The 14,359-nt window shown below is 62.1% G+C and carries 12 protein-coding genes and 1 tRNA gene; 7 read left to right on the top strand and 6 right to left on the bottom strand.

Features of this window, described 5'->3' with window-relative positions; genetic code table 11:
• Positions 1-131: 131 nt before the first annotated feature.
• Entirely contained in the window at positions 132-941 is an 810-nt protein-coding gene (locus ACIOTN_RS14095) for a DUF4352 domain-containing protein (protein WP_166650651.1), read from the bottom strand.
• Between the two features lie 336 nt (positions 942-1,277).
• Between ACIOTN_RS14095 and ACIOTN_RS14090 the strand changes: the two genes are divergently transcribed.
• On the top strand, positions 1,278-2,105 hold the full coding sequence (locus tag ACIOTN_RS14090) for a hypothetical protein (protein WP_388024002.1): 828 nt from the start codon (positions 1,278-1,280) through the stop codon (positions 2,103-2,105).
• Between the two features lie 162 nt (positions 2,106-2,267).
• Here ACIOTN_RS14090 and ACIOTN_RS14085 read toward each other — a convergent pair.
• The 4 genes from ACIOTN_RS14085 to dusB all read right to left on the bottom strand — a co-directional run bounded on the left by ACIOTN_RS14085 (position 2,268) and on the right by dusB (position 6,829).
• Positions 2,268-2,340, bottom strand: a tRNA-Asn gene (locus tag ACIOTN_RS14085).
• 53 nt (positions 2,341-2,393) lie between these two features.
• The gene (dnaG, locus tag ACIOTN_RS14080) at positions 2,394-4,274 is read right to left on the bottom strand and encodes a DNA primase (protein WP_402735541.1); all 1,881 of its coding nucleotides are present in this window, start codon (positions 4,272-4,274) and stop codon (positions 2,394-2,396) included.
• Positions 4,275-4,283: 9 nt separating this feature from the next.
• Positions 4,284-5,567 (bottom strand): deoxyguanosinetriphosphate triphosphohydrolase, encoded by a 1,284-nt coding sequence (locus ACIOTN_RS14075; RefSeq protein WP_105657212.1) that lies wholly within the window; start codon positions 5,565-5,567, stop codon positions 4,284-4,286.
• Between the two features lie 77 nt (positions 5,568-5,644).
• Positions 5,645-6,829: a tRNA dihydrouridine synthase DusB gene (dusB, locus tag ACIOTN_RS14070; RefSeq protein WP_105657211.1), complete on the bottom strand. Its 1,185-nt coding sequence runs from the start codon at positions 6,827-6,829 to the stop codon at positions 5,645-5,647.
• A gap of 103 nt (positions 6,830-6,932) precedes the next feature.
• Here dusB and ACIOTN_RS14065 point away from each other — a divergent pair, with 103 nt between their 5' ends.
• The 6 genes from ACIOTN_RS14065 (at position 6,933) to ACIOTN_RS14040 (ending at position 13,077) form a co-directional block, all read left to right on the top strand.
• Positions 6,933-7,397 carry a hypothetical protein gene (locus ACIOTN_RS14065; protein WP_133833007.1) on the top strand — a complete coding sequence of 155 codons (465 nt, stop codon included), beginning with the start codon at positions 6,933-6,935 and terminating at the stop codon, positions 7,395-7,397.
• Positions 7,397-9,043, top strand: a complete 1,647-nt coding sequence (locus tag ACIOTN_RS14060; RefSeq protein WP_402735540.1) for a DUF5671 domain-containing protein — start codon at positions 7,397-7,399, stop codon at positions 9,041-9,043. The genes ACIOTN_RS14065 and ACIOTN_RS14060 overlap by 1 nt, the downstream gene beginning before the upstream one ends.
• Positions 9,044-9,178: 135 nt before the next feature.
• Positions 9,179-10,255: an iron ABC transporter permease gene (locus ACIOTN_RS14055; protein ID WP_134780862.1), complete on the top strand. Its 1,077-nt coding sequence runs from the start codon at positions 9,179-9,181 to the stop codon at positions 10,253-10,255.
• Entirely contained in the window at positions 10,252-11,298 is a 1,047-nt protein-coding gene (locus ACIOTN_RS14050) for a FecCD family ABC transporter permease (protein ID WP_402735539.1), read from the top strand. Before ACIOTN_RS14055 ends, ACIOTN_RS14050 begins: the two co-directional genes overlap by 4 nt.
• Positions 11,295-12,095 carry an ABC transporter ATP-binding protein gene (locus ACIOTN_RS14045; protein ID WP_105657206.1) on the top strand — a complete coding sequence of 267 codons (801 nt, stop codon included), beginning with the start codon at positions 11,295-11,297 and terminating at the stop codon, positions 12,093-12,095. The genes ACIOTN_RS14050 and ACIOTN_RS14045 overlap by 4 nt, the downstream gene beginning before the upstream one ends.
• Positions 12,096-12,108: 13 nt before the next feature.
• Positions 12,109-13,077 carry an ABC transporter substrate-binding protein gene (locus ACIOTN_RS14040; RefSeq protein ID WP_102598153.1) on the top strand — a complete coding sequence of 323 codons (969 nt, stop codon included), beginning with the start codon at positions 12,109-12,111 and terminating at the stop codon, positions 13,075-13,077.
• Between the two features lie 78 nt (positions 13,078-13,155).
• Here ACIOTN_RS14040 and chrA read toward each other — a convergent pair whose 3' ends face one another.
• Positions 13,156-14,346, bottom strand: a complete 1,191-nt coding sequence (gene chrA, locus ACIOTN_RS14035; RefSeq protein WP_332502601.1) for a chromate efflux transporter — start codon at positions 14,344-14,346, stop codon at positions 13,156-13,158.
• Between the last annotated feature and the right edge of the window lie 13 nt (positions 14,347-14,359).

Below are 14,359 nucleotides of genomic sequence, written 5' to 3'. Positions count from 1 at the left end.
TTCCGATCTTCCTATTTTCGGTGTTCATGTTGTGGTCGCAATCCGCGAGCTGCGGGCTTCCTCGCCGCCAGGGCAAAAGAAAAGAGGTTCCGCCACCCCTGATGGGATAGCGGAACCTCTGCGAATTCGAGCTACTTCGCAGCCCAGAGCACCGAGTCGTCAGTGAACGAGAGCGTTTCGCTCATGCGGATTTTCGCATCTGCCACGGCCTCGGCCGGCACGTCGAAGACCACCTGGTAGCTTCCCTTCCCGCCCTTGGCCAAGGTAGGAACGTCCATGCCCGGCTTGGCGGTGATCGCAGTCGCGCTGCTGGTGCTGTAGATGCTTGCATCCGAGCCCACCAGCTCTGGATTAAGGTCCAGCCATGCGTCGCCTTCTTCTTCTCCGTTGTAGACAACAGAAAGGTCCACGAGGACATACTGGCCTTCGGCCTCCTGGTTGAACTCATTTGCCTTGGCGATCTGTGCGCCGGCATCCAGGTTCACCGCACTGACATTGACCGAATACTCGCCAACAGCAGCGGCCTGCCCCAAGGCCAATACCTGTGTTTCGTCTTCGGCTTGCTCGATGATCTCAGCCGGTGCCGCCACTTCGCCGTCGGAAGCGTCGGCAATGCCGTTGGCGACCTCGTCGATCGCCTTCACATAGGCTGCCTGGGTGGCGAACACAAGAACGATGGCTACGATGGCGATGATGCTCGATGCAACGCCCAAGCCCTTGCTGCCACGGCGCTTGGAAGCGACAATGAGCGAGACGATGCCCAGTACCAGAGCAATGAAACCGAGCACGGCGGCAAAGTTGTTGACGATCGGTACCCAGCACAGGGCCAATGCAACGATGGCCACGACCAGGGCCGCAATGCCCAGGCCCTTGCCAGCTGAGCTCTTGGCAGGCGGTGCCGGTGGCACCATGTTCGGATCGACCGGATTTTGTACGGACATGAAAGCTTCCTTCGAGTGAAGACGGCGCCACGCTGGCGCCGAGGCGGATATCAGCCCAAGCGGATGAGGACTTCGGTCGAAAAGAGTCTTTGTTGACTCTTCAAGAATCATGCCAGTGCCTACGACAATTTAGCTTGTCCCGGATTCGGCTCCAGCCGAGCTGCCCAAGGCAGCTGCAGTTTCCGGAAGCCAAGTGCGGGCGATTGACGTGCACCATTCAGGTGTTCCAGCAGGTGCATCTGGCCCGCGGACCGATGCCTGCGATTCTCCCGGGAATTTTCCTGCGCTAGGCGGGCCCGTTGGCAAAACCTGGGTGATTCATTACAGAATGCACTTATGGCCACTTCCCTTGAACACTCCCCGGGCCGCAGTACATTGCGCTATGTGCGCCTCATGCTGCTCGCGGTGCCCCTGCTCCTTGTCGTTGCCATCGTCATCTATGGCATTGCCAACCAGCGCATTGAAGACTCCCTGAGTTCCTATTACCTGGGTCCAGCACGGGACTTGTTCGTTGCGATGCTGGTGACTACCGGAGTGCTGCTGGTGGTTTACACCGGAGACGAGCTGGAGGACTATGCACTGAATTTGGCCGGCTTCTACGCCATGTTCGTCGCCTTGGTTCCCACCAAGCTGGGTGAAACGCTGGCGCAGCTGCACCTGGGCGAGCAGAGGCGGCTCATCTTCTCCGTGCAGGTATCGGTTATTGCGGTTCTCGTCGTCAGCTCGGTATTCATCTGGCTGGGAATCAGGACTAGCCGCGCTCCGCACCGCGCGCTGTTCCACAGCACCGCGACCAAAGCGCTCGGTTTGCTGAGCACCCTGCTCCTGGTCGGCTTTGTCCTGCTGCTGCTGTGGCGGACCGTTGAAGGCAAGCAGTTCGCCGGCGTGCACGCCAGCGCTGCATTCCTGCTGATCTTCTCCATGGGCATCGCCATCGCCAGCCACCTGGACCACAAGCCGCTGTGCGCGATGGACACCAGCGGAGGCAAGAAGCTGCACTACGCAATCATCCTGGTGCTGATGCTCATCGGATTGATTGCCTGGCCGATCCTGCTGGCCGCGGGCATCCAGGAGGCCCTATTCATTGTCGAATGGTTCGAGATCAGCCTTTTCTCGTATTTCTGGTATCTGGAATCCCGGCGCTTATGGAACCCGGCTGCCTGAATCCGCTAGGCAAAAAACCCGCCGCTGGTCCAGCAACTGGCCCCGGCTACCTAACTCGGCTTTTTCCTGGCGAGGCTAGTCAGGACTAGGTGCCAGAATTCCGGTTTCAGGCGAAAATAAAAGGTTCCGACTCGCGAATGCGAGCCGGAACCTTCTTGTAAGCTCCTCCAACTGGACTTGAACCAGTAACCCTTCGATTAACAGTCGAATGCTCTGCCAATTGAGCTATGGAGGATTGCAACGAGATATAACTTTACCCAAGATTCCCGCGAATGCAAAATCGGGATCCTAGGTTCCGCGAAGGATCCTCCGGCGCATCTCCAGTTCCATCAGTTCCCGGTTGATCTGGGCATATTCTTCACCCTCGGGTGCCATTTCAGCACGCTGCAAGCGGCCGATCAGCTCAGCCTTGCGGTGTGTGATTTGAAGCTCAATCAAGCCGTTGATGATATCGGCGCAGTAGCGGTTCAGGCTATGTTCGTCAGATGCCGGAATGCTGGTCACTGCGAGTTCTGAAACGAAGCTGCGCAACTGCTCGGGGACTTCGTCGCGAATGACTTCAACCCAGGAGGTCGCCGAAGCGCCTGCGCTGGACGCGGCAACGACGCCATCGTGGACAGCAGAGTGCGCCGGGGCCAGGAAGCGAGCCTCGTAGAACGCCTGCCATTGCTCGTCCTTCAACCGCTGCGGCTGCTGGATCACCACTTCCAGGGCCTGTCGTTCAAGGCGCATCACCGGGTCGCGGTGATCCGGGCGTTCAAAGGCCGCCGCCGGGATTGCCTGTTCAGCCTCCCCCGGTTGCGGGTGTGGTGTCTGCAGGTCGGCGTTCTTCGGCAACCGGGCGCGTTTGATGGAGGCGCCCACCGAGCGGTTGACGTCCTCATTATTCATTCCCAGCCAGCCGGCAAGCTCACGGGCATATGCCGGACGAATGGCCGAGTCGCGGATCTGCGCAACGATCGGAGCGGTCTGGCGCAAGGCCTGGACACGTCCTTCAACGGTGTTCAGATTGAATTTCTTCAATTCGGCACGGATGGCGAATTCAAACAGCGGACGCTTGAGCTCGATGAGCTCGCGTACAGCTTCGTCTCCGCGGTGCAAACGCAAGTCGCACGGGTCAGCACCGGTTGGTTCAACACAAACGTAAGTCTGGGCAATAAATCGCTGGTCTTCTTCGAAGGCGCGCAGCGCGGCCTTCTGGCCTGCGGCGTCACCATCAAAGGTGAAGACGACTTCGCCACCGGTGCCGTCATCCTGCAGCAGGCGACGGGCAATCTTGATGTGGTCCGTGCCGAAAGCGGTACCGCAGGTGGCCACCGCGGTGGTGATGCCAGCCAGATGGCAGGCCATCACGTCGGTGTAGCCTTCCACCACAACGATCTGGCGGCTCTTGGAAATCTGCTTCTTGGCCAGGTCCAGGCCATAGAGGACCTGGGATTTCTTGTAGAGCTGGGTCTCCGGGGTGTTCAGATACTTCGGGCCCTGGTCATCCTCGTAGAGCTTGCGTGCACCGAAGCCGATGGTGGCACCAGACAGGTCGCGGATCGGCCACATGACACGTCCTCGGAATCGGTCATAGATTCCGCGATTGCCCTCGGAGAACATGCCCGTCAGCTTCAGCTCATCATCAACGAAGCCCTTGGAGCGCAGGTGCTTGAGCAGCGAATCCCAGCCCTTGGGCGCATAGCCCACGGAGAATTGGGCTGTGACTTCCTGGTCAAAACCGCGACCGGCAAGGAACTCGCGGCCGGCGGCTCCTTCCTCGGTAGCCAGCTGCGCGCGGAAGAATTCCTCGGCGACCTTGTGCGCGTCGACCAGGCGCTGGCGCTTGCCGTAGTCTTCGCGGCGCGGTCCCGGTCCCCCGTCTTCATAGCGAAGCTCGTAATTGATCCGGGCAGCCAGAAGTTCCACAGTTTCGGTGAACGAGGAGTGGTCCATTTTCTGGATGAAGGCGATCACGTCGCCGGACTCGCCACAGCCAAAGCAGTGGAAGGTTCCTAGCTGCGGGCGAATATGGAAGGACGGACTGCGTTCGTCGTGAAAAGGGCACAGGCCCTTGAACGAGCCAATGCCCGCGGATTTGAGCGTGACATAGGATTCGACGACCTCACGGAGGTCGGTGCGGTTACGCACCTCGTCGATATCTTCACGCTTGATCAGCCCTGCCATGATTCCCTTCTAGAACAACTTTGCGTCAGGGGCTTCGCCCTTGACCAGATACGAGTGCCATTCGGTGGCTGAGACGTCAGTGAGCGAGGCGACCTGGTCAATCACCACACGCAGCTGGGCCGCTTCATCAGCGGCGTCTTCCCAGTCAGCTGCGAAGATCGGCTCCAGATTATCCCGGCCCGTTTCACAGAGCAGTTCGACCAGCTCGGTCAGCAGCGTGCGCTGATCCAGATAGAGCGGCTGGCGCACTTCCGAAGCCATCACGTAGCTGGCCGCGATGCCCTTCATCACGGCAATCTCGTGCTCGGTTTCCTCGGGCACAATCAGGTTCGCGTTATAGCGGGTGAGCTTGCCTTCCCCGAAGCGTGCCCGGGTGGCATCCATTGCGGCGGCGGCGAAGCGGCCAATGAATTGGCTGGTCATGTCCTTCAGCGCCGCCATGGAACGCCGTGAGCCGTCAAAATGCGAAACCCACTCATCGCTGATTTCCAGGCGGCGCAACGCCGCGTCGATGTCGGCCTCCCCAGTGGTCGGCAAGTACCAGTCCTTGGTCACCTGCAACGCGCGCTCGCGCTGCAAATCCTGCTTGAGCCAACGCAGTTGCAGCTTGCCGCCGACAATTGCGTCTTCCACGTCATGGACCGAGTAGGAAATGTCATCAGCCAAGTCCATGACCTGGCCTTCCATGCAGACTGCTCCGGCGGTGGCTTCCGGGACGTTGCGCAACCAGTTGAAGACGGTGGCGTCATCCTCGTAGACACCGAACTTCTTGGTTTTCTTGCCGTTGACCTCTGGCGCATCGGTTTTCAGCCACGGGTACTTGCACGCTGCATCCAGCGACGCCCGCGAAAGATTCAACCCGGCCGAATGCCCGTTGTGCCGGAAAGTCTTGGTTTCCAAGCGAGTGAGCAAACGCAAGGTCTGGGCATTGCCCTCGAATCCGCCAATGTCCTTGGCTGCCTTGTCCAGCGCCTTCTCGCCGTTGTGGCCAAAGGGCGGATGACCCAGGTCGTGCGCCAAGCAGGCGGTGTCGACGACATCCGGATCGCAGCCAAGGGCCGCACCGAGCTCGCGGCCCACCTGGGCCACTTCCAATGAGTGGGTGAGCCGGTTGCGCACGAAGTCATTCTGGTTCGGTGCCACTACCTGGGTCTTGGCGCTCAAACGGCGCAAGGCGGAGGAATGCAGCACGCGGGCACGGTCCCGCTCAAAGGCAGTACGGTAGGACTTCTTCGCTGGTTCAGGCACCCACCGCTGCTGGTCGGCTTCGGTATATCCGGGGATCTGAGTCATAGTTCCTAGTCTAGTAACTCTTTGCCGGCATTGAGGAGTTATCCACTAGTGGCGTAGCCGTGGCTATCCCGGGGTGGCTAGCCGCCGGAGATATCCAGCTCGGCGGCCTTGATCATTTCGCGGTGGGCATCGCTCATCACGCGGTTATCCAGCCAGCCGTCGGGGACGTGCGTCTTCTTCGGGTGGCCCGCACGTCCGCGGGTGCCTTCTGCGGCAACCCCCGGGTACGGCAGGTCCAGATCCAGCTGGTCCAGCAGTTCGCGCAGCACTGCCAGGGATGGCACCTGGGCCAGCTGCGAGCGGATTTCGCCGCCTACCGGGTAGCCCTTGAAGTACCAGGCAATGTGCTTGCGGATATCGCGCATGCCCTTGCCCTCGTCCTCGAAGAATTCGGCCAGCAGTTCGCCATGGCGGTATACGGTGTCGGCGACCTTGCGCACGCCCGGGCGGAAACGGTCTTCACGGCCCTCGAAGGCCGCCTGCAGGTCGCCGAAAATCCATGGCCGGCCCTGGCAGCCACGGCCTACCATGACGCCGGCGGCACCGGTCTGCTCAACCATTTCAATGGCATCCTCGGCACTGAAGATATCGCCGTTGCCCAGCACCGGCATGTCATCCATGGCTTCGCGCAAGGTCGTGATCGCGTCCCAGTCGGAGTGCCCCGCGTAGTACTGGCCGGCGGTGCGCGCGTGCAAGGTGACTGCGGCCGCACCGTGGTCCCGGGCAATTTTCGCTGATTCCAGGTAGGTCAGGTGGTCCTTGTCGATGCCGATGCGCATCTTCACGGTCAGCGGGATATCGCCCTTGGCGGCCTCTGAGGTCGCGGCTTCGATGATGGAGGTGTAGAGATCCGACTTCCAGGGCAGGGCCGAGCCGCCGCCCTTGCGGGTGACCTTTGGAACTGGGCAGCCGAAGTTCAGGTCAACGTGGTCCGCCAGGTTTTCGTCAACCACCATGCGCACGGCAGCGCGCACGGTGCCGGGGTCCACGCCGTAGATCTGGATGGAGCGGATCTCCTCGTCGGGATCGTGGGAGATGATGCGCAAGGATTCGGGGTTGCGTTCCACCAGTGCCCGGGCGGTCACCATTTCGGTCACGTACAGCCCGCCGCCATATTCGCGGCAGAGGCGGCGGAAGGCGCGGTTGGTCACCCCAGCCATCGGAGCAAGAACCACCGGGGTATCAATGGTCAGCTTGCCCAGCTGCAATGGAGGCAGCTTGAGGGTCGGGGTGTTGGTTGGCGCATCAGTCAGGGTCGTCACCCATCCATTATCCCGCACGAACGCAAAACAGTAACTGAGATCTTCATCAAATCTTGATGCCGAGGCGCTGGATTATTGTCCTGATGTGGACCAAAATGATGCAATGACAAGTAAATTTTCGGCGGCGCGGGTGGTTCTGCTGGCCCTTGCCGCCGCCATTGTGGCTTTGGTTATAGCCGCATTGCTCGTGGTTTCGCTGCGTTCGGCACCAGAGGTCCACGGGGAGAACACTCCGGAAGGGGTCGTGCAAAGATATCTGATGGCTTTCGAGGCCGAGGATTTGCCGGCCATGCAGGGCTACACCGTTGAAGGCCAATCCAGGACGCTGTGCTCTCCCGAACCCTATGCCCCGCAGCCGCTTGATGTGCAGCTGCTGCGCAGCAGCGTCGAGGAGTCCAGTGCTACCGTGCGCACCAGGTTCAATACCCGCGACGCCCAATTCCTGCCCTTGGGGAATCTGTCCTCATATGAAGAGGCGTTCGAGCTGCGCAAGATCGATGGAGCCTGGCTGATTGACCGCATGCCGTGGCAGGTCGGCCTGTGCACCGCCGAGGAGATGGGTTACTGATGGCCGCAACCGCCCCGGCGTTCCATGTGCAAAGCAGCAGCGTGCTGCGTCCGGTGATCCTCCACGGCTTGCTGTTCGTGCTGTTGATGGTCTCGGCTACGGGCTTGTCTACGCTCTTTACCGCGCTCTTCCATGGTTTCGATTCCTTGCTGGTCAGCACCGAGCAGCTGGCGATGGCCTTCACCTTCACCCTGGTTGGAATCCCCTTGGCCTGGCTGTTGTGGCGTTCCATCCGCAAGCGCTTGGCCCGGCCGTCGGCCTTCGACTCAGCCATCTGGTCCTTGCAGGCCTCGGCCGCGTACCTTGCCACCCTGGCTGCCAGCAGCTGCGCCGCGCTGGCGTTCCTGGCGGGACTTGTTTCCGCAGCCCGCGACGGTGCATGGCAGTCGACGCTGGCGGTGGCCTTGGGCTGGGGCACGGTGTGCGCCTGGCAGCACCGCCAAATCACTTCATCGCGTACGGCACCGCGGCAATTCGCCCAGCTGGCGGCCACCGTGGGAAATTACTTCAGCATGGTGCTCTTCGCGCTTTCGCTGGTTGCCACGCTGACGGTCGCGTTGGAAATCCTGGTCGTGCCGGAAAACACGCTGGTGGGCCCCACCGGCATGCCGAATCTGCTGATGGCGCTGGTCTGGCCGGCAGGTTCCTCGGCCCTGTGGTTCTGGCATTGGAAACTGCGCAGAGTCCAGAAGATGTCCAATCTCCTGAACAGCGTCCTGCTGGTTGTATTGGGCCTGGCCGCACCGGCGTTGGCGTTCCTGCTGGCGATCGCCGAGCTGGTTTCCTGGGTGTGGCCGCAGGCATGGACGGCGCAGGAACGCACCGAGCTGTTCCTCGACGGCGGTCCAAGCCTGCTGGCCATCATTGTGGCGGCCGCGGTTCTCTGGATTTACCACCAGTCCCAGCTGCGTTCCGGGCTGCACCCTGCCGCCGTGGTTGGCGCAGCGCACCTGGCGCTGAGCGGTGTCAGCCTGGCCGTGCTGGCTACCGGGCTGGGCATGGTGGTCAATGCGCTCTTCGCAGCACTCGGGTCCAGCGTCTCGGTGGGCTACTCCGCGGGTTTGCTGGGCCATGGTCTCGGCTTGCTCGCCTTCGGAGCCGCCGCATGGCTTTGGTACTTCAAGCCCTGGAAGCCCTTCCCGGCAGACTCGCGCAGCGCCTATTTGGTCCTGTTCTTCGGAGCCAGTTCCGTCGTCGCGCTGGTTTCCCTGCTGGTCTTCGGGTACCGGATTTTCGAGTTCTACCTGGAACCCGATTCTCGTCTTGATTCCCTCCTGGACACCGTTCGCGGCCCGCTGGGCTGGCTGGTTGCGACCGCTGCCGTGGCCGGCTACCACTTTGCGCTGTGGCGTTCGGATAAGGATTCCAGAGCCGGTTCTTCTGGAAAATCCATTGCCTCTCAGGGGGCGATAACACGTCGAGCAGTGGTAATCGTTGGCCCGGCGGCTTCCGAGCCGATGGCGGCTCAGCTCAAAGCGCGCCCGGAGCTAGCGGTGACGTGGATGGCTTCGTCCGGCCCTGCATTGGACGACCGGGCCGAGGTGTCGGTGCTGGCTCGCATCGAGGAATACCTGGCAACTCATCATGATTCCTTCATGGTTCTTGCCGAAGCTGACGGGTCGGTGCGTTTTATCAATCTCGCCTAGTCGGAACGCATTCAGCACCAATTTGTAAATAGGTGCGTCTATTGTGACTCATTTTGCCCTAACCTAAAAACATCATGGTAGTGTGACTTTTTGTGCTCGCGATTCAGTGAGTGTTCCCTAATTACGGAAAGTCGCATGACCCTCCTTGCGCCGCATCAACCCGCCAACAAGTCCGATCAAACCAAAGCCGCCCATGGATCAGCAGGATTGGCCGCCAGCAATGCTTGGAAGTCAGCGGCGTTGGCCCTCTGCCTCGGCTTGCTCGCAGTCGCCCTCTTCGCGTCTTTGGGCATTGGAGCAAAGGCGATTGCGCCGCTGGCTGCCGGGCAGGCGCTATGGGGAATTGGCACACCCGAAACACTGGTGATCATCAACGAGCTGCGCCTGCCGCGCACCGCGATTGGGCTCCTGGCAGGAATGTCCCTGGCTGTTGGCGGCGCATTGATTCAGGCACTGACCCGCAATCCGCTGGCAGATCCCGGTATCCTCGGGGTCAATGCGGGCGCCGGATTCGCCGTCGTGCTCGCTGTGGCTTTCCTCGGCATCACCCACATTTCCCAGTACATCTGGTTCGCCTTCGCCGGAGCCGTGCTGGCCACCCTCGCGGTATACCTCATTGGATCGCGTGGCCGCGGTGGAGCGACACCGGCCAGGCTGACCTTGTCCGGCGTCGCACTGGGCGCCGTGCTGGGAGGAATTTCCAACGGGATGACCCTGCTCAACCCCGAGGCTTTTGACCGCATGCGCTATTGGGGCGCGGGAACCTTGAACAACCGCACCCTGCCCATGGTGGGCGTCATCGCCCCTTTCGTTATCCTGGGGCTGGTCTTGGCGGTGCTGTGCACCCGCTCGCTGAACACGTTGGCCTTGGGCGATGAGGCCAGCCTCGCGCTGGGTACCAATATCGGCCTGACCCGCGCAGTGGTGATCGTGGCGGTCACCCTGCTCTGCGGCGCAGCGACCGCCGCCGCCGGCCCGATCGGCTTCGTGGGCTTGATGATCCCGCATATCAGCCGTTGGATCGTCGGACCGGATCAGCGATGGATCCTGTGTTTTTCAATGATCCTCGGCCCGGTGCTGTTGCTCGTTTCCGATGTGCTTGGCCGCATCGTTGTCCCGCCCGGCGAAATGCAGGTGGGGGTCGTCACGGCCTTGCTTGGCGCTCCGGTGCTGATTTGGCTGGTTCGGCGCAAGCGGGCTAGCGGACTATGAGTGCTGTGGATTTCGGCCCGGGCCACCGGGTACTGCGCATTGGACGCATCTGGTTGCGCGTGCAACCACGTCAGCTGCTTCTCGCCGCACTGCTCTCGGTATTGGCGGCCGCCCTGGGCCTCTACGCGTTGGCCACTGGCGACTACACGCTGGGCTTGGGCGAAGTGCTCAATACCCTGGCTGGAGCCGGGGAGGCCAGCAGCCAGCGGGTGGTGCTGCAATGGCGGCTGCCCCGCGTTCTGATGGCACTGCTATTGGGCGCAGCGCTAGGCGCCAGCGGGGCAATTTTCCAATCCATGACCCGCAATCCCCTGGGTTCTCCAGACATTATCGGATTCAATACCGGTGCCTATACCGGTGCGCTGGCCGTCATGCTGGTCTTCGGCGGCGGGTATTTCCAGGTGGCACTCGGTGCATTGGCTGGTGGCTTGGCCACCGCGGCCGTGGTGTATGCCTTGTCCTTTAAGAACGGCTCTGAGGGATTCCGGCTGATCATCGTCGGGATCGCGGTCAGCGCGATCCTCGCTTCGGCCAACACCTGGCTGATCTTGCGCAGCGAGCTGGAGGACGCCATGTCCGCGGCCATCTGGGGTGCCGGCTCGCTGAATGCCATCGGCTGGGACCAGGCCACACCGGCCGCAGCGGTCGCGTTGCCTCTCGCGCTGGGCGCCATGGCCTGCACGCGCAGGATGCGCCTGCTGGAATTGGGCGATGACGCTGCTGTGGCGCTGGGCATCAACACCGAATCCAGCAAGCTGTCCTTGCTGGTGATCGGGGTGGCGTTGACTGCCCTGGCCACCGCGGCGGCAGGCCCCATCGCCTTCATCTCGCTAGCTGCTCCGCAAATCGCCCGCCGGATCATGGGCAGCGCAGGCGTGTCGTTGGCTTACTCGGCATTGCTCGGCGCCGTGCTGCTGCTGGCCAGCGATGTGCTGGCCCAGCGCGTTTTGGAGAACACTTCCCTGCCGGTTGGCGTAGTCACCGTCAGCATCGGCGGGGTCTACCTGATCTGGCTACTACTTCGTGAGGCACGACGCCAATGAGCATGACCCATCCGCAGCTATCCGCCGACCGGCTCACCTTGGGCTACGGGCCATCGGCCATCTCCGAAAACCTCTCGCTATCCATCCCCCCGGGCTCGTTTACGGTCGTCATTGGACCCAACGCCTGCGGCAAATCGACCTTGCTGCGCGCCCTGTCCAGGGTGCTGAAGCCTTCCTCCGGCCAGGTCATCCTGGATGGCAAACCGATCCTGTCCCTGCCAGCCAAGCAGGTGGCCCAGCGGCTGGGGCTGCTGCCGCAGTCCTCCATCGCCCCGGATGGCATCACCGTTGCGGATCTGATCGCCCGCGGCCGCAGCCCGCACCAAGGCTTGTTCTCCCAATGGTCTGCCGCGGACGAGCAAGCAGTGCTCAGCGCCATGCACGCCACAGGCACCACCGGGCTCTCCCGGCGGCTGGTCGACGAACTATCCGGCGGGCAACGCCAACGCGTCTGGATCGCTATGGTACTGGCCCAGCAGACTCCTTTGCTGCTGCTCGATGAACCGACCACCTTCTTGGACATCTCCCACCAGATCGAAATCATGGAACTGTGCCGCAGGCTCAACGAGCAACAGGGCAATACGGTGGTTGCGGTGCTCCATGACTTGAACCAAGCGTGCCGCTACGCCACGCACCTGATCGCGATGAAATCCGGTGAAATCGTCGCCGCAGGACCTCCCTCGCAGATTGTCACCGAGGAACTGATCCGCGAGGTTTTCGCCTTGCCCTGCACCATCATCCAGGATCCCGTCTCGCACACACCACTCGTGATCCCGCTGGGCCACGAGGCCATCTAAGAAGGAAAAGAACATGCAACCAATGACCCGACGCGTCTTTTTCGGCGCAGCTTCGCTGGCCGCAGCCCTGGCCCTGGCCGCCTGCAGCCCGAGCACCCAGGCCGCTTCCCCTTCAAGCGGCGAAGCCAGCGCAGCGTGGAGCTTCACCGATTCCGGCTATGGAAAAACCATCTCCATGGATGCCGCACCGCAAACGCTGGTCACCGATTCCTATTCGGCTGCGGCACTCTGGGACTACGGCATCCGCCCCTCGGGCGTCTTCGGATACGGTTTGGACGAGTCGGGCAGCCTGGCCCTTGGCAGTGCGGATCCAGCAGAGATGACCATCATCGGCCAGGACGGAGAGTTCAGCCTGGAGAAGTTGCTTGGCCTCGACCCGGATCTGATCGTGGGCTTCGGCAATGCCGAAGGCACGGGCTGGACCTGGTGGGATGACAAGGTCCAGGCAGAGGCCACTGCCACGGCTCCATTCCTGGGCATCAAATTTGGCAACCGGCCTGTTCTGGAGGTCATCGAGGACTATGAATCATTGGCCAAGTCATTGGGTGGGGATATTGCGTCGCAGTCCGCCGCCAAGGCCGACTACCAAGCCAAACTTGAACAGTTGCGTGCCTTGGCCAAGGACCAGCCGTTGCGGATCATCGCGCTCAATGGGTATGACGACCTGTACGTCGGCCAGAAATCACTGGGCCAGCTGGCCCTGCTGGATGAACTCGGATTCGATATTGTCGGCCAGACCGAGGACAGCGGCTGGGCTTCAATGAGCTGGGAGAAGGTTGCCGATTACCCTGCCGATGTGGTGCTGAGCTATTCGGGCACCGCGCAGCAGGTCAAGGACCATCCCGTCTTCGCGTCTTTGCCAGCGGTAGAGGCCAGCCAGGTGGTCGAATGGGATGATAAGCGTCCGTTCACCTACAGCAGCTATGCGCAATGGTTCGACGAGCTGATCGCAGTGCTCAACACAGCCAAGAGCCTGAACTAGGGGCATTGCGCCGAGGTCCGGTACCCGGGCGCCACGAGGCGCACCGGGGTGCCGGCCCCAGCAGCTCACCGAGCCTGCCTAAGCCAGCACGCCCAGCAGCACTCCCCCGAGCGCACCGATGGCCACGACAATCCATGGGGCCATCTTCCAGGCGGTCAGCAAAACAAAGCAGAGCAAGGCCAGGACGAAAGCGGGAGCCGAAGTAATCGCCGAGGTGAAGACCGGGTTGTACAGTGCGGCGGCGAGCACCCCGACCACTGCCGCGTTGGCGCCATGCATGATGGCCCTGGCGGCAGGCCAGTGGCTCACCCGGTTCCAGAACGGCAGCACGCCGAGCAGCAGCAGGAAGCCCGGAAGGAAAATGGCAAGCAAGGCGATGAGCGCTCCGGCAGCGCCGCCGGGACCCGAGTCGACGAGGACGCCAAGGTACGCGGCGAAGGTGAAGAGCGGTCCGGGCATGGCCTGGGCCGCGCCGTAGCCGGCGAGGAATTCTTGGGAACTGATCAGCCCGGGATCCACGACTGCGCTTTGGAGCAGCGGCAGGACCACGTGCCCGCCGCCAAAGACCAGGGCGCCGGAGCGGTAGAACGCATCGATGAAGCCCAGCAGATCCCAGCCCGTTGCAAGGGCTGCCACCGGCAACCCGAAAAGCAGGATGGCGAACAGCGACAGGCAGCTGATGCCCACGGTCCTTGATACCGGAAACTGCATAGCCGCCGCTGCTCCGGCATCCTTGCCGCGGCACCAGAAATATCCTGCCAATGCGCCGAAGGCAATGGCCAGGACCTGCCCGAAGCTTCCGGCCAAAAGCAGCGCCGATCCGGCGGCGACAACCGCAATGGCGGCACGGGCACGATCCGGAGCCAGGTTCCTTGCCATGCCCAGTACCGCGTGGGCGATGATGGCGACCGCAACGATTTTCAGGCCGGCCAGCAGCCCGGTACCGATGGGACCGCTGAACAGCGAAGCGCCGAAGGCGAAGACCGCCATCACCACCGCAGAGGGCAGGGTGAACGCCAGGAATGCCGCCAGGGCACCGCGCATTCCGGCCCGGTGCAAGCCCAAGCCGAAACCGACCTGGCTGGATGCCGGGCCCGGCAGGAACTGGCTCAATGCGACCAGTTGGGCGTACTGCTGGTCATCGAGCCAGCGGCGGCGATCAACCAGTTCGGTGCGGAAGTATCCCAAGTGGGCGATGGGACCTCCAAAAGAGGTCAAGCCGAGCTTCAGGAAGACCTTGAAGACTTCCCTGGCCGAGCCCTGTGCCATGCGCTGTGGTTCC

The organism is Glutamicibacter sp. NPDC087661 (assembly GCF_044743275.1).
Classification (GTDB): domain Bacteria; phylum Actinomycetota; class Actinomycetes; order Actinomycetales; family Micrococcaceae; genus Glutamicibacter.
Note: the sequence above shows the minus strand (reverse complement) of the source record. Positions and strands in the feature narration are given on the sequence as shown.

Bases quoted from the DNA above. Each gene is read 5' to 3' on its own strand.
- ACIOTN_RS14095 (WP_166650651.1), bottom strand. From the start codon at position 941: ATGTCCGTACAAAATCCGGTCGATCCGAACATGGTGCCACCGGCACCG.
- ACIOTN_RS14090 (WP_388024002.1), top strand. From the start codon at position 1,278: ATGGCCACTTCCCTTGAACACTCCCCGGGCCGCAGTACATTGCGCTAT.
- dnaG (WP_402735541.1), bottom strand. From the start codon at position 4,274: ATGGCAGGGCTGATCAAGCGTGAAGATATCGACGAGGTGCGTAACCGC.
- ACIOTN_RS14075 (WP_105657212.1), bottom strand. From the start codon at position 5,567: ATGACTCAGATCCCCGGATATACCGAAGCCGACCAGCAGCGGTGGGTG.
- ACIOTN_RS14065 (WP_133833007.1), top strand. From the start codon at position 6,933: ATGACAAGTAAATTTTCGGCGGCGCGGGTGGTTCTGCTGGCCCTTGCC.
- ACIOTN_RS14060 (WP_402735540.1), top strand. From the start codon at position 7,397: ATGGCCGCAACCGCCCCGGCGTTCCATGTGCAAAGCAGCAGCGTGCTG.
- ACIOTN_RS14055 (WP_134780862.1), top strand. From the start codon at position 9,179: ATGACCCTCCTTGCGCCGCATCAACCCGCCAACAAGTCCGATCAAACC.
- ACIOTN_RS14050 (WP_402735539.1), top strand. From the start codon at position 10,252: ATGAGTGCTGTGGATTTCGGCCCGGGCCACCGGGTACTGCGCATTGGA.
- ACIOTN_RS14045 (WP_105657206.1), top strand. From the start codon at position 11,295: ATGAGCATGACCCATCCGCAGCTATCCGCCGACCGGCTCACCTTGGGC.
- ACIOTN_RS14040 (WP_102598153.1), top strand. From the start codon at position 12,109: ATGCAACCAATGACCCGACGCGTCTTTTTCGGCGCAGCTTCGCTGGCC.
- chrA (WP_332502601.1), bottom strand. From the start codon at position 14,346: ATGGCACAGGGCTCGGCCAGGGAAGTCTTCAAGGTCTTCCTGAAGCTC.